Below are 24,170 nucleotides of genomic sequence, written 5' to 3' on the forward strand. Positions count from 1 at the left end.
TCAGGTGTCAGGTGAGAAGGAAGTCTGCCTGACCGGCCTTGGCGCCTTGGATGAAGGCGGCGATCTCGCCGTTGGAGTAGATGAGAGCGGGGCCCTCGGGGTCCGCGGACTGGCGGACGGCCACTCTGCCGTCTGCCAGCTTCATGGCCTCGATGCAGTTGCCCCCGTTACCGCCGCTCCACGGCTTGTACCAGCCTTCCGTGCCGAGCTCGGCGGCCGGCATGCCGTTGTATATGTGGTTCATCACAGCTCCTTGCGGAAGTCCCCGAGGATTTCCTTCGTTCGTTGCGCAGTCGCGGCCTGGGCCGCCATGCGGTCCATGACCTCGAGGTAGGAGGCCACCTCGGGGCGCGCGTCGAAGTAGACGGCGCCGGTCAGGTACTCGCTGTAGACCATGTCGGGCAGTTCGGGCACGGCGAAGCGGAAGAGGACGAACGGGCCGTAGGTGCCGGGGTGGTGGCCGGTGGCGAACTCCGCGATCTGCAACGTCACATGGGGCAGCTCGGTCGCTTCCAGCAGCCGGTCGACCTGCCCGCGCATGGCCTCGGGGCTGCCCACGGGACGGCGCAGGACGGTCTCGTCCATGACCACCCACAGCTTCGGCGCGTCGTCCTTCGTGAGCAGGGACTGCCGCTCCATCCGCAGCGCCACATGGCGCTCGATGTCCTCGGGCCTGGTCTGGCCCACGGCCCCGGTGCGAAGGACGGAGCGCGCGTAGTCCTCGGTCTGCAGGAGGCCGGGGACGAAGTGCGGTTCGTAGGTGCGCAGGAGGCTCGCGGCTCCCTCCAGGCTGACGTACATGCTGAACCAGTCGGGCAGCACATCGTGGAAGCGCTGCCACCAGCCCGGCTTGTTGGCCTCTTCGGTGAGGTCGACGAAGGCCTCGGCCTCGTCGTCGGCGATCCCGTAGGCCTTCAGGAGGAGCTGGACGTAGGGGACCTTCAGCCCGACCTCGGCGGTCTCCATCCTGCGTATCGTCCCGGGGGCGACACGGAGCACCTTGGCGGCCTGATCGCGGCTCAGGCCGACACGCTCCCGCAGATCCTGCAGACGCTTGCCGAGAACGACCTGGCCCACGGTCGGGGCGGACCGCGGTTCGCTCACTTCAGACCTCCCGATGCGCTGTTTGCCAGCAGTGTGCCATGCGCCCGCTCCGAGGAACACTTCCACTCTGGAAATTTCAGAGTGCCTCTTGCCAAGTGTTCTTGTCAGGGGGAGAGTTGGTGCGTGAACGAGTTCACGTAGTCGTGTCCGGCCCCATTTCCGTACGGTGCGAAGCGTGACGCAGCCCCCACTGTGAGGAATCTGTCGTGGCACCTGGCAGTGCGCTCATCCCCCGGCTCATGGATCTCAGTCCCGGGACGGAAGCGCTCCGTTACTGCTTCGCGCTGCCCGCGCACCCCGAGTCGGTGGCCGGTGCGCGGCGCCTCACGAGAGACCGGCTCGACGAGTGGCGGCTGGGCGGGGACACGTACGACGCCGCGGTCCTGATCGTCTCCGAGCTCGTCACCAACGCCGTGGTGCACACCGCGAGCGCGCGGGTCGTCTGCGAGCTCCGGTGCTCCGACGGGCGGTTGCGCGTGTCGGTGCAGGACCAGGGCCACCAGCCCGGCGGTCCACGGCTGCAGCTCGGCGCGGACGACGAACACGGGCGCGGGCTGCTGCTCGTGGACTCCATGTGCGCGGCGTGGGGGTCCCACGACGCGGGGAACCGCTCGGGGCGCATCGTGTGGGCGGAGCTGGCCTACGGCACGGAGCGCGCATGCTGAAGAAGGCCCTGTCCCAGCTGTTCGGCGCACGTGTCGGCCGTCCCCAGGAGGACGTCGGCGTGCCGGGCCGTGTCCGGCTGCCGCTGCCGCCCGCGCTGTCGGCGAGCCTGGGCTGCGACGCGGTCGGCGTGCCCGCCCGATACGGATTCCGGTTGATGTCCCACCTGCCACGCGCCGGGTGCGTGTTCGCCGACGCGGACCGGTGGTGGTGGATCGTCCCGTCGGGCTCGGATCTCGATCTGGACTGGCCGGAGCAGGCTTCGTACGCCACGGGGGCGTATGTCCCGGCCGGGCGCCCCCGGCTGATCCACGCGCCGGACAGCCGTACGCCCTATACGCCGCCCATTCCGCTTTTCCTCATGGTGTGCCAGGTCACCGGGGTCACACCGTCCTGGGCTCCGTCCGGCCGGCCGGACGCCGTGCCCGCTCCCTGACCCCTCGTCGCGGTCGCCTCCCGAGGGCGGCCCTGCGGGCGGACGACCCGGACCCCCGGCCGCCGGGCCGGGAGCTGAGCCTGGCGGGCGGCGTAGCGGTTCGTGATCGGTGACGGGGCCACGGGGGTCAGCCGTGATTCGTCGTCAATCCCTCGTCGGCCGACCGAGGTGGAGCGTGTCGGTTACGACGCCGTCGAGCAGCGGCTGGAAGCCGTCGTGCGCGACGAGACGGGCAATGCGCGCTGGTGAGTTCCAGCCGGACGGCTGGAGGCACGGCCGCACCTCCTGGTCAGCAGCGAACTCCTGGCCGGGAAAGACGCCTGACCTCGTTCATGAGGTGAGGTAGGCGAGCCCGGGGTGGACCCTCGTGTACCCCTCGACCAGCCGGCGGGCCACGGAGACGGAGTCGACCAGCGGGTGCAGGGCGAAGGCGCGCACGGCCGCGGCACGCGAGCCGGTCTCCGCCGCCTCCAGCACCGCGCGTTCCACGCCCTTGACCGCGGTGACCAGGCCGACCGCGTGGTACGGGAGCGGATCGACGGTCACGGGGTGGGCGCCGTTGGCGTCGACCATGCAGGGCACCTCGATGACGGCGTCCTCGTCGAGCACCGAGAGGGTGCCCCGGTTGCGCACGTTCAGGATCAGGGAGGTCCGCTCGTTGCGGGCGACGGCCCGCATCAGGGCGAGCGCCACCTGTTCGTAGCCGCCGGAGTCCAGATCGCTCTCCTCGCGCTCGCCGGCCCCGGCCACGTCCCGGTTCTCCGCCATGTACGTGGCCTCGCGTTCGGCGCGCGTACGGTCCCAGGTGGTGAGCGCCGGGGCGTCCGGGTCCTTCATCCGGGCGTAGAAACCCTCCTGCTGGTCGCGGAGGAAGGCACCGCGGGTCTGTTCGGCCTGCTGGTAGGCACGGACCGCTTCACGGTTGAAGTAGTAGTAGTGCAGGTACTCGTTGGGGATCGAGCCGAGGGACCGCAGCCAGTCCGCGCCGAAGAGCCTGCCCTCCTCGAAGGAGCCGAGCAGGGCGGGGTCGGCGAGCAGGCGCGGGAGCTCGTCGCGGCCGTCGACCTCCAGACCGCGCACCCAGCCGAGGTGGTTGAGCCCGACGTAGTCGACCCGGGCCCGGTCCGGGTCCGCGCCCAGGACCCGGGCGATCCGTCGGCCGAGTCCCACCGGTGAGTCGCAGATCCCGATGACCCGGTCACCGAGGTGACGGGACATGGCCTCGGTGACCAGACCCGCCGGGTTGGTGAAGTTGATGACCCAGGCGTGCGGGGCGACCCGGGCGACGCGCCGGGCCAGGGCGACCGCGACGGGCACGGTGCGCAGCCCGTACGCGATACCGCCCGCGCCGACCGTCTCCTGGCCCAGGACGCCTTCGTCGAGTGCGACGCGTTCGTCCGCCGCGCGGCCCGCGAGGCCGCCGACGCGGATCGCGGAGAAGACGAAGTCGGCGCCGCGCAGGGCCTCGTCGAGGTCGTCCGTGGCGACGACGGCGGGCGCGTCATGGACGTCCCGCGCCTGTTCGGCGAGGACCCGGGCGACGGCCGTGAGCCGGTCCGCGTCCGTGTCGTACAGGGTCACCCGTGAGACGCGGCCCTCGGCGTGATCGCCGAGCAGTGCCCCGTACACGAGAGGGACCCGGAATCCGCCACCGCCAAGAATTGTCAGCTTCACGCTGCTCGATGGTACGGGGCCGTCACCCGGGGCCGCGGCACCCCGGACCCGTGGGGTCCGGGGCCACCTGCCCCACGGCTGCCGTCAGTGGCCGTTCCACCAGCGGGCGACGGCCTGCCAGATCTTGCCCGGCCCGGTCCGCTGGGCGGGAACGACGGCGCTCTCGTCGGGCGCGGCCACCGGATCGGCGGTGCGTACGCCGACCGGGGCGTGTCCCGTCGGGACGGCCTTGGTGTCCCTGGGCGCGGCGGGGGACGACACCTCCCAGTCGCTGCCGGGCCGCCGCCGGGGGGCGATCGGCGGGTCGGCCTCGACCTCCTGCTGCGGGCTCGGGGCGAACCGTGCGGGAAGCTCCACCAGGTGCCGTGAGACGAAGTTGCCGACCCAGCTCAACTGGCTTTCTTCGATGCTGAGTTCCAGGTCGGGAAGCCGCATGAGCAGGGCGTCGACACCGACGTCGGCGATGGCGCGCCCGATGTCCTGGCCGGGGCACTCGTGGGGCCCGCTGCTGAAGGCCAGGTGGGCGCGGTTTCCCTCCATGTTGGCGTTGAGGTCGGGCCGTACGACGGGGTCCGTGTTGGCGGGTGCGATGCCGACGATGAGGGCGTCGCCGGCCTTGATCTGCTGCCCGCCGAGCTCGGTGTCGCCGACCGCCCAGCGGCCCAGGACGGAGGTGAACGGCGGCTCGTCCCACAGGGTCTGCTCGACCGCCTCGGGCACCGTCATGTGGCCCCCGCTGAGCCTGGCCCGGAAGCGGGGGTCCGTGAGCACCATGCGCAGCACGTTGGCAATGAGGTTGGCGGTCGTCTCGTACGCGACGACGAGGACCACCCGCAGGTGCTCGGCGACCTCCTTGTCGGTGAGCCCGGCGGGGTGTTCGACGAGCCAGGTGGCGAAGTCCTCGGCCGGGGCGGCCCTGCGGCGTTCGACCAGCCGGTTCAGCGCGCCGATGATGTAGGCGTTGCTCGCGACGGCGGTCTCGGTGCCCCGTGTCATGTCGCGGGCGGCCTGCACCAGGCGGTCGTCGTACTCGTCGGGCATGCCGATGATCGCGCACATCACCATCATCGGCAGCCGCTCGGCGAACTGGGTGACCAGCTCGGCCCGGCCGCCCTGGCAGAAGTCGTTGACGAGCCGGTTGCTGTACCGGTTGATGTGGCGGCGGACCCCGCGGGTGTCGATGCGGGCCATGCTGTCGGTGACCGCGCCGCGCAGCCGCTCATGGGCGTCGCCCTCGGCGAAGGAACAGACGGGCTGCCAGGTGAAGACCGGGGCGAGCGGGTGGTCCGGGGCCACGCTGCCGTCCTGCAGGGCCCGCCAGCGCCGGGAGTCGCGGGAGAACTGCGAGGGCGTCCGGGTCATGTGCAGGTTCTCGCTGTGACCGAGCACCAGCCAGGCGGGGACGTCTCCGTGCATCAGTACGGGTGCCACGGTGCCGTGTTCGGCGCGCAGCTTGTCGTACAGGGCTGCGGGGTCCTCCTCGGCCTCGGGGCCGAACAGCCGTCGCAGACCGCCGGGACCGATTCCGCCGACGAGGCCGTGTGCCGGGCATTCGGGGGGCGGAACGGGCCCCGTGGCCGCTCCGGGTTCGTGCTGGAAAGGGGAGTTCACAGATGCTCCAGGGATAGGGCATTCCAGGGTTCGGGCAGGGGGACGCTCGGGAGGGGGTGTGCGCGGAGGGGGACGCGCGCGCCACCGTCAGCCGAGCGGGACGGCCAGGCTGTGCAGGTAGCGCATCAGCGCCATCAGCACGTCTCGGCTGGAGGTGCGCAGCCGGGCGTCGCAGTCGATTATCGGGACCTCTTCCGGCAGGTCGAGGGCGTTGCGCAGGGCCTCGACGGGGTGGTTCGGCGCGTCGGGGAAGGTGTTGACGGCGACGACGAACGGCACGCCGCGCTCCTCCAGCCGGCCGATGACGTCGAAGCTGACCTGGAGCCGCCGGGTGTCGAGGAGGACGACGGCTCCGAGGGCGCCTTCGAACAGTCCGTTCCACAGGAACCAGAAGCGTTCCTGGCCGGGGGTGCCGAACAGGTAGAGGATCAGCTCCTCGCTGAGGCTGATCCTGCCGAAGTCCATGGCCACGGTGGTGGAGGTCTTGCTCTCCACCCCCGCGTTGTCGTCCACGCCGACGCCGGCCTGGGTCATGGTCTCTTCGGTCGTCAGGGGCCGGATCTCGCTCACCGATCCGACCATGGTCGTCTTGCCGACCCCGAACCCTCCGACGATGACGACCTTCACCGCGGCCGTGGCCGTGGTGGGAAGGACGTCCTCGGTGCGGGGGCCCGTGATCGTGTCAGAGTTTCTGAAGTCCATGCATCACCGCTTCGAGGAGGGACCGGTCCGGGAGCGCGGCGCGGACGATGGGCGCACGCGATTCGATCAGCTCGGTCGCCAGTAGTTCTGTCAGGAGCGAGGTGACCACGCTGAAGGGCAGGCTCAGATAGGCCGAGATCTCGGCGACGGACAACGGTGCCCTGCAGAGCCGCAGGATCGCGGCCTGCTCGGGCTGGACCGTCGGCGACGGTTCGGCCTGTGCGACGACCATGGTGACGAGGTCGAGCGCGGCCCTCTCACCGTCGGTGTCACCGGTGATCACGTACAGCCGTTCCGGGTCGCTCAGCGCCGGGTCGGCCTTTCGGCGTTCTCGCCGGGGAGCACTCATCCGGCCTGCCCGTCATGTCGGGGAGGGCTCGTCAGGTGCGCGCCGATACGGACGACCATGTCGCGCATGCGGGCGCCGACCAGTCCGGCGTCGACGGTCTCCCCGGCGAGGACAGCGAGGTAGGCACCGGTCCCGGCGGCCATCAGGTAGAAGAACCCTCCGGTGACCTCGATGACGACGAGTTTCATCAGGCCGTCGCTGTACGGGATCTCGGTGGCGACGGCGGCGGCCAGGCTCTGCAGTCCGGCGCAGGCCGCCGCGAGCCGGTCGGCGACGTCGGGGTCGCCGCCGTGCCGGGCGATGCGCAGGCCGTCCGAGGAGAGCACCACGATCTGGTGGATGCTCGGTACGTCGTCGGCCAGTTCCTTGAGCATCCAGTCCATGTTTCCCCGCTGCTGGATCACTTCAGATCTCCCTTGTCCCACGCGTCGTCGGAGTCTTCGCCGTTCTTCGGTTCCTGCGGCACACCGTTGACGGCCTGGGTGAAGGCCTCCAGCCAGAGTCCGGGCGGGGGTTCGTCGCCGCCCGGCCGTCCGCCGTTGCTGCCGTGGTGTCCGTTGTGGTGCGCTCCGGGAGCGAGCTCGGCGGCCGGGGCCGTGTGCTGCTGCGGAAGGTTGTGCGAACCGAGAGGCGCGCGGCCGCGGCTGCGACGCTGCGGAAGTCCGCCGGCCGTCCACTCGGTGACCACGATCTCGTCGTCGTCCATCGCGACGGGGACGGCGGGCCGGGCCGCGAGGGCGGCCTCGGGAGCCGGCACGGATCCGGCCGGGGGTGCCGTGACCGACGGGACGGGTCCGGTCGCGGCGGGGCGGGCCTTGCGCTTGCCGCGCGGCGGTACGACGTGCTGCAGCTGCGACATGTCGAGCGAGCTCTGCGGGCGCGAGGTGGCACCGATGCCGTGCGCGATACCGGGAGCCGGCCCGGTGGTGACCATGTCGCGGGGGATGATGAGCACGGCACGGACACCGCCGTACGCGGACTGCCGCAGGGAGACCTGGAGCTGGTACATCCGGGAGAGGCGGCCGACGACGGCCATGCCGAGCCGGGGCGACTCTCCGAGGTCGTTCATGTTGATGCCGGCCTGGGCCTGGGCGAGCATGTTCTCGGCCCGTGCCCGGGCCTCTTCGCTGAGGCTGACCCCGCCGTCCTCGATCTCGATGGCGATGCCGGTCTGCACCTCGACCGCTGTGACGTGCACCCGGGTCTGCGGCGGGGAGTAGCGGGTGGCGTTGTCGAGGAGTTCGGCGCAGGCGTGGATGAGCGGTTCGACCGCGGTGCCGACGATGGCGATCTTGGCGATCGAGTGCAGGTCGACGCGCTGGTACTCGAGGATCCGGGACATGGCACCGCGCAGAACGCTGAACAGCGGTACGGCCTTGGGCCATTGACGGCTGGGCCGGGCGCCGCCGAGTACCGCGATGGAGTCGGCGAGCCGTCCGATCAGTGCCGTGCCGTGGTCGATGCGGAGCAGGTCGTCGAAGACCTCGGGGTTGCGCCCGTGGTGGTCCTCCATCTCCCTGAGCTCACTGGCCTGTCGGTGGACGATGGCCTGGACACGGCGGGCGACGCTGACGAAGGCGCGCTGCGCGGAGTCACGCATCGCCTCCTCGTTGTCGATGATGTCGAGGACCTGGAGGACCAGGGCGCGCTGCGCCTTGGGGAGGTTGCGATACGACTCGTCCGCGTCGACGATGTCGCGCATCACCTCCTGCGGCGAGTTGCTGGCACGCAGCCGCCGGATCGCGGCGGGCAGGAGTTCCTTGGTGAGCCGTACGGTCTCCTGGTCGTGCGCGGCGACGCGGTGTTCCAGGTAGGCGATGCGCTGTTCGTACTCGGCGCGCTGGACGCGCGCCGCCCGCTTGCGGCGGTTGAGCGCGACGGCGAGCGTGGCGACCACGACTGTGGCGATCGCACCGCACCAGACGACTGCCGCCCGGGTGGCCCCGGTGAGCGGTGCCGCGCCGGCCGCCGTGGCACCGGCCATCAGTACGACGGGCAACAGCGCGGCGCGGACCACGGGGATGTCTCTGCTTGTCGGCGGTGATTCAACACGAACCATCTGAACCCTCTGGCGGTTGATTCGGGAGGTAGACGCACTTGTACGGACAGTTATGAACAAGTGCTCGAATTCATATCAACTCGACTTCACTGCGCGTGAGCCTAGCCAGATCAGAACAGTGCTTCGGCATATTCGCCCAACCCCCTGCGCGAGCACTCCGGCGGTAATACACTCACCAGTTTTTGCACACACTGCCGCCAGGCGTGCGCGGGGAGTGACGGCCGGAGGGAATGGGTGGAAAGCAGACCCGTGCGTACCGCCCTGCGGGACAATGCGCGGGGCGCTCACCCCTGCTTCCTCGGGCAGGTTTCCAGCAAGGAGCCGAAATTGCGCGAACGTTGAGGCGAAGACTCCACGCGTGTACGAATTCGAATGCACCGCACAACGGGACAAGGGCACATGCGATCGAATCGGATCGAAAGGAGCAGATTCATGATCGACGGACGGGTGTACGGAGGGTCTACGGCGGAAATGCCCGCCGGGGCCTACACCATCGAGTCCCTGGACACCGGTCTCCGGCTGATGCAGTTGTTCCTCACCGCGGAGACACTCACCGTGAGCGAGGCCGCCCGGCGGCTGGGTATCGGCCGGTCCACCGCGCACCGGGTCCTGAGCACCCTGGAGGGCCGCGGTTTCGCGGCGCGTGACCCCTCGGGCCGTGGTTACGAGGCGGGGCCCGAGCTGTTGGTGCTCGGTCGTCCGGCGGGCTTCGGCGCGGAACTGCGTGTGCGGCTCGGTGCGGTCCTGGACGACGCGGTACGGCGGACCGGGGAGACCGTACAGAGCGCGGCGCTGATCGGCGGTCAGGTCGTCCTCACCGACGGCCGCGAGTCGGCGCACCCGGTGCGGGTGATGCCGGACACCGGCCGGTCCCTGCCCGCCCACGCGACCGCGGCCGGCAAGATCCTCCTCGCCCGGCTGACGGCCGATCAGGTCTGTGCTCTCTATCCGCAGGAGCGGCTGACCGCGGTCACCTCCCGCACCCTCGTCTCCCGGACCGGGCTGCTGGCCGAGCTCGCGGAGGTCCGCGAGCTCGGCCGGGCCTTCAGCAGGGGCGAGTGCGTACCGGGGCTGCACGCCGTGGCGGTGACTCTGGTGGGGGCGAGCCGGCGCGACCGGCTGGCCCTGAGCGCGGCCTCCCCGGCCGACCGCGGCGACGACGCGGCCCTGGCCGAACGGGCGGAGCAACTACGCCGGTCGGCGGCCCTGTTGCCCGCCGCCCTTCCCTGAGGACGGCGGGGCCCGCCACCGAGGGCCCCCGGCCTCCCGTGCTCCCCGGGCCGGGCTCCTCATCGGCGGGCCCCGCCGAGGCGGCCCTCCAGGTGCACGAGGAGTTCGCTGAGCTGTCCGCCGAGCCCGTCGCGGGTCCGCTCGTCGAGGCCGGACAGCACGGAGCGTTCGTAGGCGAGCTGTTCGGGCAGCAGCCGGTCCACCAGTGCGCGGCCCTCGTCGGTCAGCCCGACATACGCGACCCTGCGGTCCCGCACGTCGCCGCGGCGGCCGATCAGACCGTTCTCCTGGAGGGCGCGGAGCCGTTTCGTGACGGCGGCACCCGACGAGAAGGTCTCGCGGGCCAGCTCACCGGGGGTGAGTTCGCGGTCGTTGCGCCGCATCGCGCCGAGCAGGTCGAATTCGGCGCGGGTCAGTCCGGCGGCGCGCAGCGGGGCGTCCTCCGCCTGCTGGAGAAGGGCCGCGCAGCGGTTGATGCGGCCGATGAGCTCCATCGGTCCGGTGTCCAGCTCCGGGTTGACGGCATGCCACTGCCGTACCACCGAGGCCACGATGTCGTCGGTCACACCGCTCCGTTCGCAGGGGGCAGGGTGATCGGCCCCTGCCGTTGTGCTGTCGCCGCGAGCGTACGGTGTCCTGCCTGTTCGGCCGCGAGCATCTCCTCCTCGGGCAGGGCGCGCTGCCACCATTCGCCCGCGGCGATGTCGCCGGCGTCACGCAGCTCGACGAGGGCCCAGGTCAGCCTCCTGCGGGCCGTTCCGAGGGTGAGGGCGTCGGCGGCCGGGTCGGCGAGGACCCGTTCGGCGCGGGCGCGGGCGTCCTCCGTGGCGGCGAGGGCCCGTTCGACACGGCCGCCCGCCCGGCGGTCGGGTACGGCGACGGCGGCGAGCAGTCCGACCGCGGCGCCGACGAGGGTGTCCAGGGCGCGGTCGCTGATCAGCACCCCGGCCGGCTGGACTCCGGCGAATTCCACGATCAGCAGGGCCATCGGGGTGACGGCGACGGAGCCGAGCCAGTAGTTACGGGTGATCAGGGCCTCGGCGGCGAAGTTGAAGAACAGGACGCACAGGATCAGGGCCAGCGGGTCGAGCCGGGCGACCGGGATGACGGCGGCGAAGACCACCACACCGATGAGGTTGCCGAAGACGCGCTGGAGGGCCCGGCTCCAGGAGAGGGCGAGGTTGGGCTGGTACACGGAGGCCGCGGTGACGACGGCCCAGTAGGGGTGGCCCACCCCGAGGGCCGAGGACACGTATCCGGCGAGGGCGCAGCCGACAAGGGTGCGCAGTGCGGTGGTCAGCACCGGGGAGCCTGGCGCGAGGGCGCGCAGGATCCTGTGCCGTGCCTCGCGGCGCCCGCGTCTGATCCGCTGCCCGGACCGCCCGGCGTCGATGCCGAAGAGCTGCTCGACGGTGCCGGGTGCGGGCGGCGGGCCGGGTACGGGTCCGCGGGCCCGGGTCTGGGCCGCCCACGCGGTCAGCTGCTGGGCGTCGGCGCCGCTGACGCGGCCGCCGGAGGAGGCTGTGGCGAGGGCCCGTTCCGCGTGGACCACGAGTCGTTCGAGTTCCTGGCGTACGGCGGTGGGCTTCCCGGCCGCGAGCAGCGACTGCCAGGCTGCCTGGACGGCGGCGGCCGCCGCGTGCCTGGTCCGTGGGCCGGGGTCGGCCAGGACGGCGGCGGCGGCGTCGAGGGCGCGGGCGGTGGCCCGGCGCTCGGGCCCCTCCCTGCGCCCCAGGGCGGGGCCGACGGTGACCAGCCAGGAGAAGGCGCCCGCGGCCAGCGCCGGCGCGAGGTGTCCGGGCACCTGGCCGGGCTCCTGCGGGGAGAAGAGCGCGGCCGAGGTGACGAAGGTGAAGATGACGTTGCCAGGCGGGCCGATGCGGGTGGCGTCGCAGAGTGTCCTCTGCACGGCCGCGAGAACGGCGCCCACGGCGATCAGGACGGCGGTCGAGTCGGTGGCGGACGCGGTGAGCAGGGCGACGGCGAGGCCCGCGGCCATGCCGAGGACGACGCCGACGACGGTGCGGGCGCGCCGGGCGTACGGCAGGTCGTGTCCGTAGAGCGCGCAGAGCGAACCCGCCATCGTGTACATCACGAGGTCGAGGCGGTCGAGGGAGTACAACAGCAGATTCGGCACCGCGGAGGCGACGACGACGCTCAGCGCGGGCTTGAACCAGATCTCCGCAGGACTCTTCAGCCGCAGGATGCCGGTCACCGGCAGCTTGTGGACGGATGGCTTCCGGGATCGCACGGCTGTATCACTCACCCAATTACGTTAGCAGGTATTACACTCGTAAAACATTTTGGAGGCGGTGGGAGCCCGGCCGTTTCCGGTCGCCGACGTCCTCGCACGGTCATAGCGTCTCCACGACAGCGTAGGAACGCGCCGCGCGGCGCGCCTCGGGAGGGCAGCGGCATGAAGCTCACGGAACCGGTACCCGGCGGCCCCTGCTGGGTCGAGCTGAGCACGTCGGACGTGCCCGGCGCCAAGGCGTTCTACGCCGCGCTCTTCGGGTGGCGGCCCGAGACCGACCCGCGGCCCGAGGCGGGCGGCTACACGGTGGAACGTATCGGCGAGGACGCGGTCGCCGCCCTGAGTCCCCTCTACCGTCCGGAGCAGCAGCCCGCGTGGACGGTCTCCTTCGCCACGAAGGACGCGGACGCGGCGGTGGACGCGGTCACCTCGGCGGGCGGCACGCTGCTGATGGGGCCGATGGACGTCTTCGACCAGGGCAGGTTCGCGGTGGCCGCCGACCCCTCCGGTGCGGCGTTCTCGCTCTGGCAGGCCCGCGCCTTCGCGGGCGCGGGGCGCCTCAACGATCCGGGAACCCTGGGCTGGACCGAGCTCCGGACCCCTGATCCGGAGAGCGCGACGGCCTTCTACCGGACCGTGTTCGGCTGGACGGTCGACGCGACGGAGCGGTACACCCACTGGGGCGTGGACGGCGCCGAGTTCGGGGGCATGAAGGCGATGGGCGAGGACGAGCAGGCCGATACGCCATCCCGCTGGCTGCCGTACTTCACGGTCGTCGACGTGGAGGCCACGGCGGCCACGGCGCTGGGGGCGGGCGGCGAGCCGATCGTGCCGCCGATCCGCATCCCGCGCGGACCGGCCGTCGCGGTGCTCGCCGATCCGCAGGGGGCCGTCTTCGGCGTCCACGCGCCGTAGGGCCCGCCGCCCTGCGGGGCGGGGTCCGCTCAGCCGAAGCCGCGGGCGTCCTGCTTGAGTGCGGTGTCGACGGTCAGCGCCGTCGCCACGACGAGGCTCAGCAGCGGTTCGGGCAGCTGGTAGTGGATCTGCAGGACGTAGTTGTCCGCCGTGGTGAACATGGTCTTCGCGAGCCCTTCCCAGGTCTTGGTGATCCGGGCGATCTCGGCGTCGTCGTGGTCGACGATGGCGAAGTTCCAGGCGCGCCAGTTCTCCGCCTTGATGGAGCCGACCTGCCGGCCGTCGACCATCATGGCGAAGTTGATCTTGCCGATGGCGTTCTGCTGGACGATCTCACCGACGGGCTGCCCGTCCGGGCGCTGCACGACGACACGGGACTTGATGAACTTCGCGGGGCGGGTCAGGAGCAGCACCGGCTGCCCGTACGCGTCGCGGATCTCCAGCCGGTGCGTCAGGTACTGGTCGATGCTGGAGACGAACCTGAGGACCTTGCGCAGCGCGCTCTGGCCGACCTGGACGACCGAACCGACGGTGGCGCCCTGCTGGTCGAAGACGCGGTACTCGTTGGTGAGCTCGACCAGCTTGGCCTTCTGGTTCACGACGAGGACCTGCTGGTTGAACAACGACCCGGCACTGGGCACACCCTGCTGCGGTGCCGTCTGCCGCTGCGGGACGCCCTGCTGGGGCATGCCCTGCTGCGGGAAGCCCTGCTGAGGCATGTCCTGCTGCGGTGCCGTCTGCTGCTGCGGCACGGCAGCCTGCGCCGGAGCCTGCGCGGCGGCGGCCTGACCCTGGGCCGGATGCGTGTGCTCGGTCCACCGGGAACCGTCCCAGTAGCGCAGCAGCTGGGGCGCGCCATGAGGATCCGGATGCCAGCCCGCAGGTATGTTCGATTGCGTGGTCACCGAGGCACACTATCCTGCCAACCTGTGGCCCCACACTCATTGAATCTTCACGCACCGTACGATGGCGGCGATGACCAGGCGGACTGAGCGGACGGCGCGACGGGGCGGGTTCACCCCGTTCGTCGTGCTGGGTTGGCTCCTCGCGCTGGTGGCCGTGTTCTTCTGCTGCGCCCCCTCCGCCACGGCCGCGCCCAGGACCGAGGCGCCCGCCGCGTCCGCCGTCCGGGCCTTCACCCCGGTGCCGTCCGCCGCCGTGTCGGTCGTCAGGGCCGAGGCCCCGGACGAGCGCGGTCCCGGCAGTTCCTGCCACGGCGCGACGAGCCATTCGACGCCCGTCGTGCTCCCGGGCCCCACCGCCCCTGTCGCGCTCCCCCGCACCTCGGTCGTCGTTCCGGCGGATCCGCCCACCGGAGCCGCCGTCATCAGAGGTCCCTCCCACGACGGTGCGGGTTGTGTCGATCGTCTCCGTCTGCAGGTCCAACGGGTCTAGAGGCCTCCGGGCCCGCCCCTCCCCCGCCATGACCGGCGCCGGGGGCGGCCTCCCCCGTGCCCTTTCCCCCGCCCGCATCGCGCGTGTCCCGCGCCTGCGTTCCGCTGAACCCGAGGACCCTGACATGGCTTCCGCCAAGAACCAGAACAGCCCTGCCGCCGCACGCCGCGCCAAGCTCGAGGAGGCCCGCCGCAAGGAACGGGCCATCGAGCGCCGGAGCCGCGTCATCACCATCACCGCCGCCGTCGTCGTGGTCGCCGGACTGGTCGCCGGGGGCGGCTATCTGATGTCCGCCGCCGACGAGCAGGACCAGGCCGAGGAGCAGGCCAGGACCTCCCCCGTCACCGGCGAGCGGTCCTGGGACAAGCTGGAGCAGGACCATGTCCAGACCCCGGTCGACTACCCGATGAACCCGCCCGTCGGCGGGGACCACAACCCGGTCTGGATGAACTGCGACGCGGACGTCTACACCGAGGCGATACCGAACGAGAACGCGGTGCATTCGCTGGAGCACGGCGCCGTCTGGGTCACGTACAACGACAAGGCGAAGGACGCCGACGTCGAGGCGCTCGCCGAGCGGGTCGGCAAGACGCCTTACTCCCTGATGAGCCCGGTGGCCGACCAGAAGGACCCGCTGATGCTCAGTGCGTGGGGCAAGCAGCTCACGGTGAAGAGCGCCACCGACGCACGGGTCGCGCAGTTCTTCACCAAGTACGTCCAGGGCGCGCAGACCCCCGAGCCGGGTGCCGCCTGCAGCGGCGGGGTCGCCAGGTGACCTCGGCCGTGCGCGCGCCCCGTTCGCTGCTGGTGGCCGGTGCCGTGGTGTTCCTGGTGGCGGTGGGACTGGTGCTGGTGATGGTCGTACGGCCGTCCTCGGCCTCCCCGCCCGCGTCGGGTTCCGGGGCGTCCGCCCCTGCCGAGGCATCGGCCGACGTGGGCTTCGCCCGGGACATGTCGATCCACCATCAGCAGGCGGTGGAGATGTCGTTCGTCGTCCGGGACCGCACGGACGACGAGGACGTCCGGCGGCTCGCGTACGACATCATCAACACCCAGGCCAACCAGCGCGGCATGATGCTCGGCTGGCTGGAGACGTGGGACAGGCCCAAGAGTTCGGACCGGCCGCCCATGGACTGGATGGGGCACAAGGTCACGCCCGCCGACGGTTCCCTGATGCCGGGCATGGCCACCGACACGCAGCTGGACCGGCTGCGGGCGGCCGAGGGCCGGGCCGCCGAGGTGCTGTTCCTCCGGCTGATGACCGTCCACCATCGCGCGGGCGCCGACATGGCGCGGGCGGCGGCCGGTGCTGCGGGCACGGACGAGATCAGGAACCTGGCGGCGGGCATGGTCCGTGGCCAGGAGTCCGAGATCGCCCTCATGGCGGACATGCTGAAGGCCCGGGGCGAGCGGCCCTGAGCCCGTCCGGGCCCGGTCCGGGCCCGGTGGCGCGCGTCGCCGCCGGGGCCGGACCGTCTCACGAGGGGCCCGAATTCATCTTCCGCCCGTTTACCCCACACCGATCCGACATCTGAACACCGCGCCGTCGCCGGACACTTCCTGGCAAGTCATGAACATGCCCCTCTCACGACAGGACGCATCCGTGCGTATGCACCGCTCCCCGCGCCTCACGGCCACCGCCCTGATGGGCGCGGCCCTCATCACGCTCGTCCCGCTGTCCTCCGCCCAGGCGAGGTCGCTGCCGGCCGTCGGCGCCACGGCCGAGACGAAGGCGCTGTACGACGACGAGGCGGGCGGCAACGCCAATGCCGACGACCCGGCGATCTGGCGCAACGGCGCCGACCCCGATCGCAGCCTGGTCGTCGCGACCGCGAAGGAGGGCGGGCTCCGGGTCTACGGCCTGGACGCCGCGCTCGTGCAGTCGATTCCGGCACCGTCGGCGGCCACCGAGGACGACGCGCCGGGCCGTTTCAACAACGTGGACCTCGTCACCGGGCTGCGCACGCCCACGGGCCGCGCCGACGTGGCCGTGGTGAGCGACCGGGGCAACGACCGCCTCCGCGTCTACCGCATCGACCCCTCGCGCCCCGGACAGCCGCTGAAGGACGTCACGGACCCGGCCGCCGCCCCGGTCTTCTCGGCGGACCAGGCCGAGATCAACGACCAGAGGACCGCGTACGGGCTGGCCGCCTGGCAGGACCGCGGCACCGGACGCTCGTACGCCCTCGTCAGCCGGCGCAACACCACCGATCTCGCCCTGCTGGAACTGCTTCCGACGGCGTCGGGCACGGTCGGCTACAAGAAGATCCGCACACTCTCCCTGCCGTCCTCGTTCCGGCTGCCGAACGGCACGTCGTGGACCCCGTGCGGTGAGCCGGGCGAGCTGCCGCAGGTCGAGGGCATGGTCGTCGACCCGGCGAACGGCACGCTCTACGCGGGCCAGGAGGACGTCGGCGTCTGGCGCGTCCCGGCGAGCCTCGACGGCCGCCCGGTCCTGGTGGACAAGGTCCGCGAGTACGGCGTCCCGGGGACGTACGACCCCGGGACCGAGGAGTGCGCGCCCGGCACCGACCCCGGTTTCGGCGGCAAGCGGCTGGCGGCCGACGTCGAGGGGCTGACGCTCTTCCGCGAGTCCGACGGCGACGGCTACCTGATGGCGTCCAGCCAGGGTGACGACACCTTCGCCCTGTACGACCGGGAGATCTCCGAGAACAACGAGTACGAGGGCGGCTTCCGGATCACCGCCGTGTCGGACGACCTCGACGGCAGCGAGGAGTGCGACGGCGCCGCCGTGCTGAACGAGCCCCTCGGCCGCCGCTACCCGAACGGGCTGCTGGTCGTCCAGGACGGGCACGAGACCTCGGCGTCGGGCGACGGGGAAGGCCGGGAGGCGACCGGCTTCAAGTTCGTCGACCTGGGTGCGGTGACGGACGCGGCGGACATGTAACCCTCCGCCCGGCCTACTGCCGGGGCTCGTCGGTGGGGATGAGCCCGCGCACCGCGGGCACCTCCCCACCATGCATCACATAGGCTCGACGATGATATGAAGACCTACCTCACGCCCCTGGGGTCCAAGGCGGACAAGGACACCGTGCGACGCCACAACCTGAGTCTCGTGCTGCGCGCGGTACGGGAAGAGGGCGAGGCCGGTGAGGCGACCAGGGCCGGTGTGTCGGCTCGGGTCGGGCTCACCCGGGCCGCGGTGTCCTCCCTGGTCGAGCAGCTTCTCGACAGCGGTTTCCTCACCGAGTCGGGCAAGACCTTCAGCGGGCAGGCCGGGCGCCCCGGCACCGCCCTGAAGGTGGCACGCACCGGCCCCGCCGGGCTCGGCGTGGAGGTCAACATCGACTACGTCTCGGTGTGCGTCGTGGATCTGGCCGGCACCGGCCGGGTCAGGCAGACCGAGCACCTGGACAATCGCGGCGCCCCGCCCGACGAGGTGCTGGCCAGGGCCGCCCGGATCGCCGCGCGCACCCTGGACTCGGCACGGGAGCAGGAGCTGTACCCGGTCGGAGCCACGCTCGCGCTGCCGGGTCTCGTCTCGGGCGGCTCGGTGCGCCAGGCGCCGAACCTGGGCTGGAACCAGGTCCCGGCCGAGTCCCTGTTCGCCGAGTCACTGGCCGGGCTGCGCCCCGGCACGGACCCGCTGCCGGTGCGCTCGGAGAACGAGGCGAATCTGGCGGCGCTGGCGGAGCTGTGGTTCGGCGGGCTCGACCCGATTCGCACCTTCCTGTATCTGACGGGCGAGATCGGGGTCGGTGGCGCCCTGGTCCTGGACGGCCAACTGCTGCGCGGCGCACACGGTTTCGCCGGGGAGATCGGCCATGTGATGGTCGACCCGACGGGCCCGGAGTGCCGCTGCGGCTCCCGTGGCTGCCTGGAGCAGTACGCGGGTCAGTCCGCACTGCTGCGGGCGGCCGGGGTCGAGGAGTCCGGCGGCGGTGCGGCCGGGGTGCTGGAGCTGGAGCGGCGCGCCCAGGCGGGCGACGCGCGGGCCGTCGCGGCGGTGGGTGACGCCGGACGGATGCTGGGGCGGGTGCTGTCCGGCGCGGTCAATCTGTTCGACCCGGACGCGGTGGTGCTCGGCGGGATGTACCGGGGGCTGATGCCGTGGCTCTCGGCGCCCGCCAACGAGGAGCTGACGGACCGGGTGGTGTCCGGCCTCTGGTCGCGGGGCGGCGGCCGGCTGCGGGCCTCGTCCGTCGCGGGTGACGCGGCGCGGGGCGCGGCGGCCCTGGTGGTGCAGGACGTGCTGGCCGACCCGGTGGCGTACGTCCGGCCGACGGACCGTTCCGAGGGCTGAGGCTCCAGGGCGGGGGCTTCCCGCCGAGGCGGGCCGCGACCGGCACGCCTCGGCGGGGATCCGGCCTGGGCGTATATTTGTTCAGTCGCCTGACTAATCTGGTTCGGGGCGGTCGACCACACCACCTCTTCGCGCGACGAAACACGGGAGACCTCTGTTCCGGACTCCCCCCATCACGTAATTTGTTTGTCGCACGATCAAAATCGGCCTGACCGGAACCGCACACTCACCACCCGCACGAGAAGAGGTAGCCCATGCCGCCGCGTACCGTCGTCATCGGCGTGGACAGCTCCACCCAGTCCACCAAAGCGGCAGTCACCGACACCGAGACCGGTGAGCTGCTCGCCGTCGGCCGCGCCCCGCACGTGGTCACGGGCGAGGGCGGGGCGCGCGAGAGCGACCCCGAGGTCTGGTGGCGGGCGCTGTGCGACGCCGTCGCCGCCGGACTCAAGGAATCCGGCCTCTCCGCGTCCTGCGTCGTCGGTATCGCCGTCGCCGGACAGCAGCACGGCCTCGTGACCCTGGACCGCTCCGGCCGGCCGCTGCGCCCGGCGCTGCTGTGGAACGACACCCGTTCCGCCCCGCAGTCCGCCGCGCTGATCGCCGCCCTGGGCGGGCCGGAGGCCTGGACCGCGCGGACCGGTTCGGTGCCGGTCGCCGCCATGACGGCCACGAAGTGGCAGTGGCTGCGCGAGAACGACCCGGCGAACGCCGAGGCGACCGCCGCCGTGCGACTGCCCCACGACTTCCTGACCGAGCGGCTCGCCGGCACAGCGGCGACCGACCCGGGCGACGCCTCGGGCACCTGCTGGTACTCGACCGACACCGGCGGCTACGACGCCGAGCTCCTCGATCTGCTCGGCCTGGACGTCTCGATGCTGCCCCCGCTCGCCGCCACCGGCGCGACCCGCATCGGTTCTCTGACTGCCTCCGCGGCCGAGGCGCTCGGCCTGCCGGCCGGGATCGCCGTCGCGGCCGGCACCGGTGACAACATGAGCGCCGCCGTGGGCCTCGGACTGGGCGGCGCCGGGCTCCTGGACCACCCCGTCCTCAGCCTCGGCACGTCCGGCACGGTCTTCGCCGCGTCCCGGACCCGGCCGGACTCCACCGCGCTGTCCGGCTTCGCGGCAGCGGACGGTACGTACCTCCCGCTGGCCTGCACGCTCAACTGCACCCTGGCCGTCGACAAGGTCGCCGCCCTGCTCGGCCTGCACCGCGACGACGCGGTTCCCGGCGGCGAGGCCGTCCTCCTCCCCTACCTGGACGGCGAGCGCACCCCGGACGTGCCCACCGCCTCCGGTCTCCTCACCGGGCTCCGGCACGACACCACTCCGCAGCAACTGCTGGGCGCCGCCTACGAGGGCGCGGCCTTCACCGTGCTGCGCGCGCTCGACGAACTCCTGCGGGCGTGCGGCCTCGACCCGGCCGACCCCGAGGTCGCCGGCCGGCCGTTGCGGCTGATCGGAGGCGGCGCCCAGGGCCGCACCTGGGTGGAGACGGTGCGCCGCCTCTCCGGGCGGCCCCTGATCGTGCCCGGCAGCGGTGAACTGGTCGCGCTGGGCGCCGCGGCGCTCGCCGCGTCCGCGGCCGGCGACGGCGACCCGGTGGCCGTGGCGACCCGCTGGAACGCGAAGGCCGAGGACGCCGAACTCCCGCCCGTGGAACGGGACACGGAGGCCTGGGACCGCATCGGTTCGGTGCTGGACCGGGCGGCCGGACCGCTGCTGGGCGGTTGAGCCGAGGGTAGGTGTCACCGTACGCCCGACCGGTTTTGGGGATGGCCGCGGATCTTCAATAGGATCCGTCGATGATCATAAGAAAACGGCTGACGGCCGGGGTGGGCATCCTGCTCGCCACCCTGGCCGCCGGGCTCGGCACCGCGCTCCCTGCCGCCGCCGACGAACCCTCCTCCGCCGCCTCCCCCAAGGTCGAACTCGTCCTGGACGTCAGCGGTTCCATGCGTGCCCGCGACATCGACGGGCAGTCCCGGATATCGGCCGCCAAGCAGGCCTTCAACGACGTGCTGGACGCGGTGCCCGAGGAGGTGCAGCTCGGCATCCGGACGCTCGGCGCCGACTACCCGGGCGACGACCGCGCGACCGGCTGCAAGGACACCAAGCAGCTCTACCCGGTCGGCCCGCTCGACCGCACCGAGGCCAAGGCCGCGGTCGCCACGCTCGCCCCGACCGGCTGGACCCCGATCGGGCCCGCACTGCTCGGCGCGGCCGACGATCTGGAGGGCGGGGACTCCACCCGCCGGATCGTCCTGATCACCGACGGCGAGGACACCTGCGGCCCGCTCGACCCGTGCGAGGTCGCGCGCGAGATCGCCGCCCGCGGGATCCACCTGGTCATCGACACGCTGGGCCTGGTGCCCGACGCCAAGATCCGGCAGCAGCTGACCTGCATCGCCGAGGCAACCGGCGGTACGTACACTGCCGTCCAGCACACCGACGAACTCTCGGGCAGGGTAAAGCAGTTGGTGGAGCGGGCCGCGGAGCCCGTCGTCACCCCGGTGGCCACGGAGGGCGCGGGCAGCTGTTCCGCGGCCCCCAGGTTGGAGCCCGGTCTCTACACCGACCGGCAGGAGTTCGGCAAGCACCGCTGGTACCGGGTGGACGTGCTGCCCGGCCAGGAGCTGCGCGCCGCGGTGAGCGTGGCGGCGGACCGCGCCGTGAACAACGACTACGGCGTTCTGCTGCGCGCGGTGACCGTGCACGGCCGTGAGATCGTCCGGGGCGCGGAGTCCGGCACCGGGCGCACCGATGCCGTCTCCTCCGGCCTGCGCTACCCGAAGGCCGAACAGGACGACGTGGACGGTGACGTCAAGCCCGCCGCCGAGACCGTCTGCCTCCAGCTCAGCAACTCCTTCTCGGCGCCCGAGTCCGTGAAGACCACCCCGGGCATGCCCGTCGAGCTGACCATCGATCTGGTGGGCGCACCCGAAGACGCCGCCGACGTGGCCGCGTTCGGCCTGGGCCGCGGCTGGTGGCTGCTGGGTGTCATGGTCCTGACCGGACTGGTCGCGGGCCTGCTGTTCGGCTGGATCTCGCGCTGGCGTGTCGCCGTATGGAGGACCAACTGATGCGTACCACCATCCGCAGCAACGGCGTGAGGCGCGGCCTCGTGGGCGCTCTCCTCGCCGGCGTCACCCTGTTGACCTCCGCGGGCGGGGCCGTCGCGGACGACCCCTCGGCGAGTGCGAGCCCCGCCGAGGGCGAGGCGGCGGGGCCGACGGAGGCGGGTACGACCTTCCGTACCGCCACGGCGATCCAGCAGGAGCGGACCGCCACCGCGGACGCCTCCACGGGTGACTACCTGTACTGGGTGTTCCCCGCCGACGCCGGCCAACGCCCCACCGTCCGGGCGAAGGTCACCCTGCCCGAGGACGCGGCCCGCAAGGGCACGTCGACCTGGCAGGTCGACGTGTACGACGGACTGCGCCGCCGCCAGGCCTGCGTGTACGGCCACCAGACCAGGAAGGCTGCGCCGGACGCGACCGCCGTCGAGCTGTCCTGTGTGCTGCGCCCGGTGCGTGCCTGGTCCGATCCGTGGGCGAACGACCCGCTGCCCGGCAGCTACTACGTACGTCTGACGGTCGTCGACGCGGCCGAGGAGGACCTGGGCCTGCCGGTGCACGTCGAGACGGAGGTGACCTCCCTCGACACGGGCGGGGCCCACGACGTGGACGGCGCGCTCGCCGAACCGCTGGTGCCCGGCGCGTCCTCGGTCGAGCAGGCCGCCGACGGTGACGACGGTGCGGACGGACCCCGGGTCTCGCTCGGCAGCGAGCCGGAGGACGGCTGGGCCTCCGGCTGGTGGACCGACCGCTGGCTATGGACGGTGGGCGGCGGCGTACTCGCGTCGCTGGCGGCCGTGTTCGGCTACGGCCTGACCCGCGGCGGCGGGCGGCCGTCCCGGGTGCCGCCGGGCGTCTGACTTCGAGGGACGCCGTCCTGAAGGACCGCGTGAGGGCCGCGGGCCGGGGTGTCATCCCCCGGCCTGCGGCCCTTTCGCGTGGGGCGGTCCCGAGGACGGGGGCGGTATCGCGCCACCGCCTCCGCACACCCGTTCCGGCGTGAGAGATTGGCAACGCACCACAGGTGCACGGCGGATGACAGGAGCCCCATGTCCACGGAAACCGGTGCGGATGTCGGAACCGAGCCGCGCGGCCGGCTGCCCGTGCCGGGCCCCAGAGGGCTTCCCCTCCTCGGGAGCCTGCCTCGGTTCGGGAAGGATCCGCTCGGCTTCTTCGAGCGGCTGCGCGGCTACGGGACCATGGTGAGCTGGCGGTTCGGCCGCAACGACTGTGTGTTCATCTCCGATCCCGAGTACATCGGCGAACTCCTCACGGAGACGGAGCGCACCTTCGACCAGCCCCTGCTGGGCATCGCGTTCCGTACGGTGATGGGCAACGGCGTGGTCGTCGCACGGGGTTCCGACTGGCGGCGCAAGCGCTCGCTGGTGCAGCCGTCCGTACGGCCCAAGCAGGTGAAGTCGTACGCCGTGACGATGACGGCGAGCACCATGGAGCTCGCGGACACCTGGGCGGGCGGCGAACGCGTCGACGTCAAGCGGGAGATGGCGGCGCTGACGCAGAAGATCGCGGTCCGCACGATCTTCGGTGTGGACACCCCGGCCGACGCCGAGTCGATGGGCCGGGCCATGGACATCGCCCAGCAGGAGATCGGCAAGGAGTTCAGCGGCCTCGGCGCCGTCCTGCCCGACTGGGTCCCGACGCCGGGCCGGGCCAGGATCAGGAAGGCCGCCGCGGTGATCGACGCCGAGGTGGGCCGGGTGGTGGCCCGTCACCGCGAGGGGGACGGGGAGCGTCCCGACCTGCTGAGCCGGCTGCTCACCGCGGTGGACGAGACGGGGGCGCACCTCACCGACCAGGAGATCCGCGACGAGACGGTCACCCTCTACATCGGCGGCCACGAGACGACCAGCTCCACCCTGGTGTGGGCCTGGTATCTGCTGTCGAGGAACCCCGGGGCGCGGGCCACCCTCGCCGAGGAGCTGGACCGGGTGCTCGGCGACCGGGAGCCCGGCATCGACGACTATGCGCAACTGACGTACGCCCAGGCCGTGGTGAAGGAGACCCTGCGGCTGTACCCGACGATCTGGCTGGTGACCGGGGTCGCCAAGGAAGGGGCCCGGATCGGCGGCGTACCGATGCCGGTGGGCACCCGGGTGTGGAGCAGCCAGTGGGCCACGCACCGGGACGAGCGGTGGTTCCCGCGGCCGGAGGAATTCCGCCCGGAGCGCTGGGACCCCGAGCACGGCGACGAGATCCCGGAGTACGCCTGGTTCCCGTTCGGCGGCGGGCCCCGGGTGTGCCTCGGTACGCGCTTCGCGATGGTCGAGTCGGTCCTGATCCTGGCCGTGCTGGCGCGCCGCTTCGAGCTGGAGGTGGACCCGGGCATCATCAACCCCGTACCGACGCTGACACTGCAGCCGGACCGGGAGGTCATGGCGACGGTGCGGGCGCGCGCCATACCCCGGGGTTGACCT

At 72.0% G+C, this 24,170-nt stretch carries 24 protein-coding genes; 13 read left to right on the forward strand and 11 right to left on the reverse strand.

Annotated elements, in window-relative coordinates:
* Positions 1–7: 7 nt before the first annotated feature.
* Both ACFWVP_RS15805 and ACFWVP_RS15810 read right to left on the reverse strand, forming a co-directional pair.
* A complete protein-coding gene (locus tag ACFWVP_RS15805) occupies positions 8–244 on the reverse strand; it encodes a DUF397 domain-containing protein (RefSeq protein ID WP_384497008.1) in 237 nt (78 codons plus the stop codon).
* Positions 244–1,104, reverse strand: coding sequence for a helix-turn-helix domain-containing protein (locus ACFWVP_RS15810; RefSeq protein ID WP_384497010.1), 861 nt, complete (start codon positions 1,102–1,104; stop codon positions 244–246). Before ACFWVP_RS15810 ends, ACFWVP_RS15805 begins: the two co-directional genes overlap by 1 nt.
* A 206-nt stretch (positions 1,105–1,310) precedes the next feature.
* Between ACFWVP_RS15810 and ACFWVP_RS15815 the strand changes: the two genes are divergently transcribed.
* Together ACFWVP_RS15815 and ACFWVP_RS15820 are read left to right on the forward strand one after the other, a co-directional pair.
* Positions 1,311–1,769 carry an ATP-binding protein gene (locus ACFWVP_RS15815; protein WP_384497012.1) on the forward strand — a complete coding sequence of 153 codons (459 nt, stop codon included), beginning with the start codon at positions 1,311–1,313 and terminating at the stop codon, positions 1,767–1,769.
* Complete coding sequence (locus tag ACFWVP_RS15820; protein WP_384497014.1) at positions 1,763–2,203, forward strand: hypothetical protein; 441 nt, start codon at positions 1,763–1,765, stop codon at positions 2,201–2,203. The genes ACFWVP_RS15815 and ACFWVP_RS15820 overlap by 7 nt, the downstream gene beginning before the upstream one ends.
* A gap of 330 nt (positions 2,204–2,533) precedes the next feature.
* Here the strand turns inward: ACFWVP_RS15820 and ACFWVP_RS15825 are convergent, their stop codons facing one another.
* The 6 genes from ACFWVP_RS15825 to ACFWVP_RS15850 form a co-directional block, all read right to left on the reverse strand.
* A complete protein-coding gene (locus tag ACFWVP_RS15825; protein ID WP_384497015.1) occupies positions 2,534–3,877 on the reverse strand; it encodes a 6-phospho-beta-glucosidase in 1,344 nt (447 codons plus the stop codon).
* 84 nt (positions 3,878–3,961) lie between these two features.
* Positions 3,962–5,488, reverse strand: coding sequence for a cytochrome P450 (locus tag ACFWVP_RS15830; protein ID WP_384497017.1), 1,527 nt, complete (start codon positions 5,486–5,488; stop codon positions 3,962–3,964).
* Positions 5,489–5,575: 87 nt separating this feature from the next.
* Entirely contained in the window at positions 5,576–6,190 is a 615-nt protein-coding gene (locus ACFWVP_RS15835; RefSeq protein WP_384497018.1) for an ATP/GTP-binding protein, read from the reverse strand.
* Positions 6,171–6,539 (reverse strand): DUF742 domain-containing protein, encoded by a 369-nt coding sequence (locus ACFWVP_RS15840; RefSeq protein WP_056792383.1) that lies wholly within the window; start codon positions 6,537–6,539, stop codon positions 6,171–6,173. The genes ACFWVP_RS15835 and ACFWVP_RS15840 overlap by 20 nt, the downstream gene beginning before the upstream one ends.
* A complete protein-coding gene (locus ACFWVP_RS15845) occupies positions 6,536–6,943 on the reverse strand; it encodes a roadblock/LC7 domain-containing protein (protein ID WP_329205480.1) in 408 nt (135 codons plus the stop codon). The genes ACFWVP_RS15840 and ACFWVP_RS15845 overlap by 4 nt, the downstream gene beginning before the upstream one ends.
* Positions 6,940–8,598 (reverse strand): sensor histidine kinase, encoded by a 1,659-nt coding sequence (locus ACFWVP_RS15850; RefSeq protein ID WP_384497021.1) that lies wholly within the window; start codon positions 8,596–8,598, stop codon positions 6,940–6,942. The genes ACFWVP_RS15845 and ACFWVP_RS15850 overlap by 4 nt, the downstream gene beginning before the upstream one ends.
* Before the next feature lie 432 nt (positions 8,599–9,030).
* Between ACFWVP_RS15850 and ACFWVP_RS15855 the strand changes: the two genes are divergently transcribed.
* Entirely contained in the window at positions 9,031–9,828 is a 798-nt protein-coding gene (locus tag ACFWVP_RS15855) for an IclR family transcriptional regulator (protein WP_384497023.1), read from the forward strand.
* A 59-nt stretch (positions 9,829–9,887) separates the two neighbouring features.
* Here ACFWVP_RS15855 and ACFWVP_RS15860 read toward each other — a convergent pair whose 3' ends face one another.
* Positions 9,888–10,394: a MarR family winged helix-turn-helix transcriptional regulator gene (locus tag ACFWVP_RS15860; protein ID WP_384497025.1), complete on the reverse strand. Its 507-nt coding sequence runs from the start codon at positions 10,392–10,394 to the stop codon at positions 9,888–9,890.
* Positions 10,391–12,094 (reverse strand): FUSC family protein, encoded by a 1,704-nt coding sequence (locus ACFWVP_RS15865; protein ID WP_384497027.1) that lies wholly within the window; start codon positions 12,092–12,094, stop codon positions 10,391–10,393. Before ACFWVP_RS15865 ends, ACFWVP_RS15860 begins: the two co-directional genes overlap by 4 nt.
* Before the next feature lie 150 nt (positions 12,095–12,244).
* Here ACFWVP_RS15865 and ACFWVP_RS15870 point away from each other — a divergent pair, with 150 nt between their 5' ends.
* Positions 12,245–12,997, forward strand: a complete 753-nt coding sequence (locus ACFWVP_RS15870) for a VOC family protein (protein ID WP_384497029.1) — start codon at positions 12,245–12,247, stop codon at positions 12,995–12,997.
* 29 nt (positions 12,998–13,026) lie between these two features.
* On the opposite strand, the gene ACFWVP_RS15875 is transcribed toward ACFWVP_RS15870, so the two are convergent.
* Positions 13,027–13,902, reverse strand: a complete 876-nt coding sequence (locus ACFWVP_RS15875; RefSeq protein ID WP_384497031.1) for a phospholipid scramblase-related protein — start codon at positions 13,900–13,902, stop codon at positions 13,027–13,029.
* A gap of 61 nt (positions 13,903–13,963) precedes the next feature.
* Here ACFWVP_RS15875 and ACFWVP_RS15880 point away from each other — a divergent pair, with 61 nt between their 5' ends.
* From ACFWVP_RS15880 to ACFWVP_RS15920, 9 genes are all read left to right on the forward strand, one after another.
* Positions 13,964–14,392, forward strand: coding sequence for a hypothetical protein (locus ACFWVP_RS15880; protein ID WP_384497033.1), 429 nt, complete (start codon positions 13,964–13,966; stop codon positions 14,390–14,392).
* Positions 14,393–14,516: 124 nt separating this feature from the next.
* Positions 14,517–15,167, forward strand: coding sequence for a DUF3105 domain-containing protein (locus ACFWVP_RS15885; RefSeq protein WP_384497034.1), 651 nt, complete (start codon positions 14,517–14,519; stop codon positions 15,165–15,167).
* Positions 15,164–15,811, forward strand: coding sequence for a DUF305 domain-containing protein (locus ACFWVP_RS15890; RefSeq protein WP_384497036.1), 648 nt, complete (start codon positions 15,164–15,166; stop codon positions 15,809–15,811). The genes ACFWVP_RS15885 and ACFWVP_RS15890 overlap by 4 nt, the downstream gene beginning before the upstream one ends.
* Before the next feature lie 190 nt (positions 15,812–16,001).
* A complete protein-coding gene (locus ACFWVP_RS15895; protein ID WP_384497151.1) occupies positions 16,002–17,300 on the forward strand; it encodes a phytase in 1,299 nt (432 codons plus the stop codon).
* Between the two features lie 96 nt (positions 17,301–17,396).
* Entirely contained in the window at positions 17,397–18,656 is a 1,260-nt protein-coding gene (locus ACFWVP_RS15900; protein ID WP_384497038.1) for an ROK family protein, read from the forward strand.
* Positions 18,657–18,910: 254 nt separating this feature from the next.
* Positions 18,911–20,392: a xylulokinase gene (xylB, locus tag ACFWVP_RS15905; RefSeq protein ID WP_384497039.1), complete on the forward strand. Its 1,482-nt coding sequence runs from the start codon at positions 18,911–18,913 to the stop codon at positions 20,390–20,392.
* Positions 20,393–20,463: 71 nt separating this feature from the next.
* The gene (locus tag ACFWVP_RS15910; protein ID WP_384497040.1) at positions 20,464–21,741 is read left to right on the forward strand and encodes a VWA domain-containing protein; all 1,278 of its coding nucleotides are present in this window, start codon (positions 20,464–20,466) and stop codon (positions 21,739–21,741) included.
* Positions 21,741–22,595, forward strand: coding sequence for a hypothetical protein (locus ACFWVP_RS15915; RefSeq protein WP_384497041.1), 855 nt, complete (start codon positions 21,741–21,743; stop codon positions 22,593–22,595). The genes ACFWVP_RS15910 and ACFWVP_RS15915 overlap by 1 nt, the downstream gene beginning before the upstream one ends.
* Positions 22,596–22,784: 189 nt before the next feature.
* Entirely contained in the window at positions 22,785–24,167 is a 1,383-nt protein-coding gene (locus tag ACFWVP_RS15920) for a cytochrome P450 (RefSeq protein WP_384497043.1), read from the forward strand.
* Positions 24,168–24,170 lie beyond the last annotated feature (3 nt).

The sequence above is a fragment of the Streptomyces sp. NPDC058637 genome, from assembly GCF_042717325.1.
GTDB lineage: Bacteria > Actinomycetota > Actinomycetes > Streptomycetales > Streptomycetaceae > Streptomyces.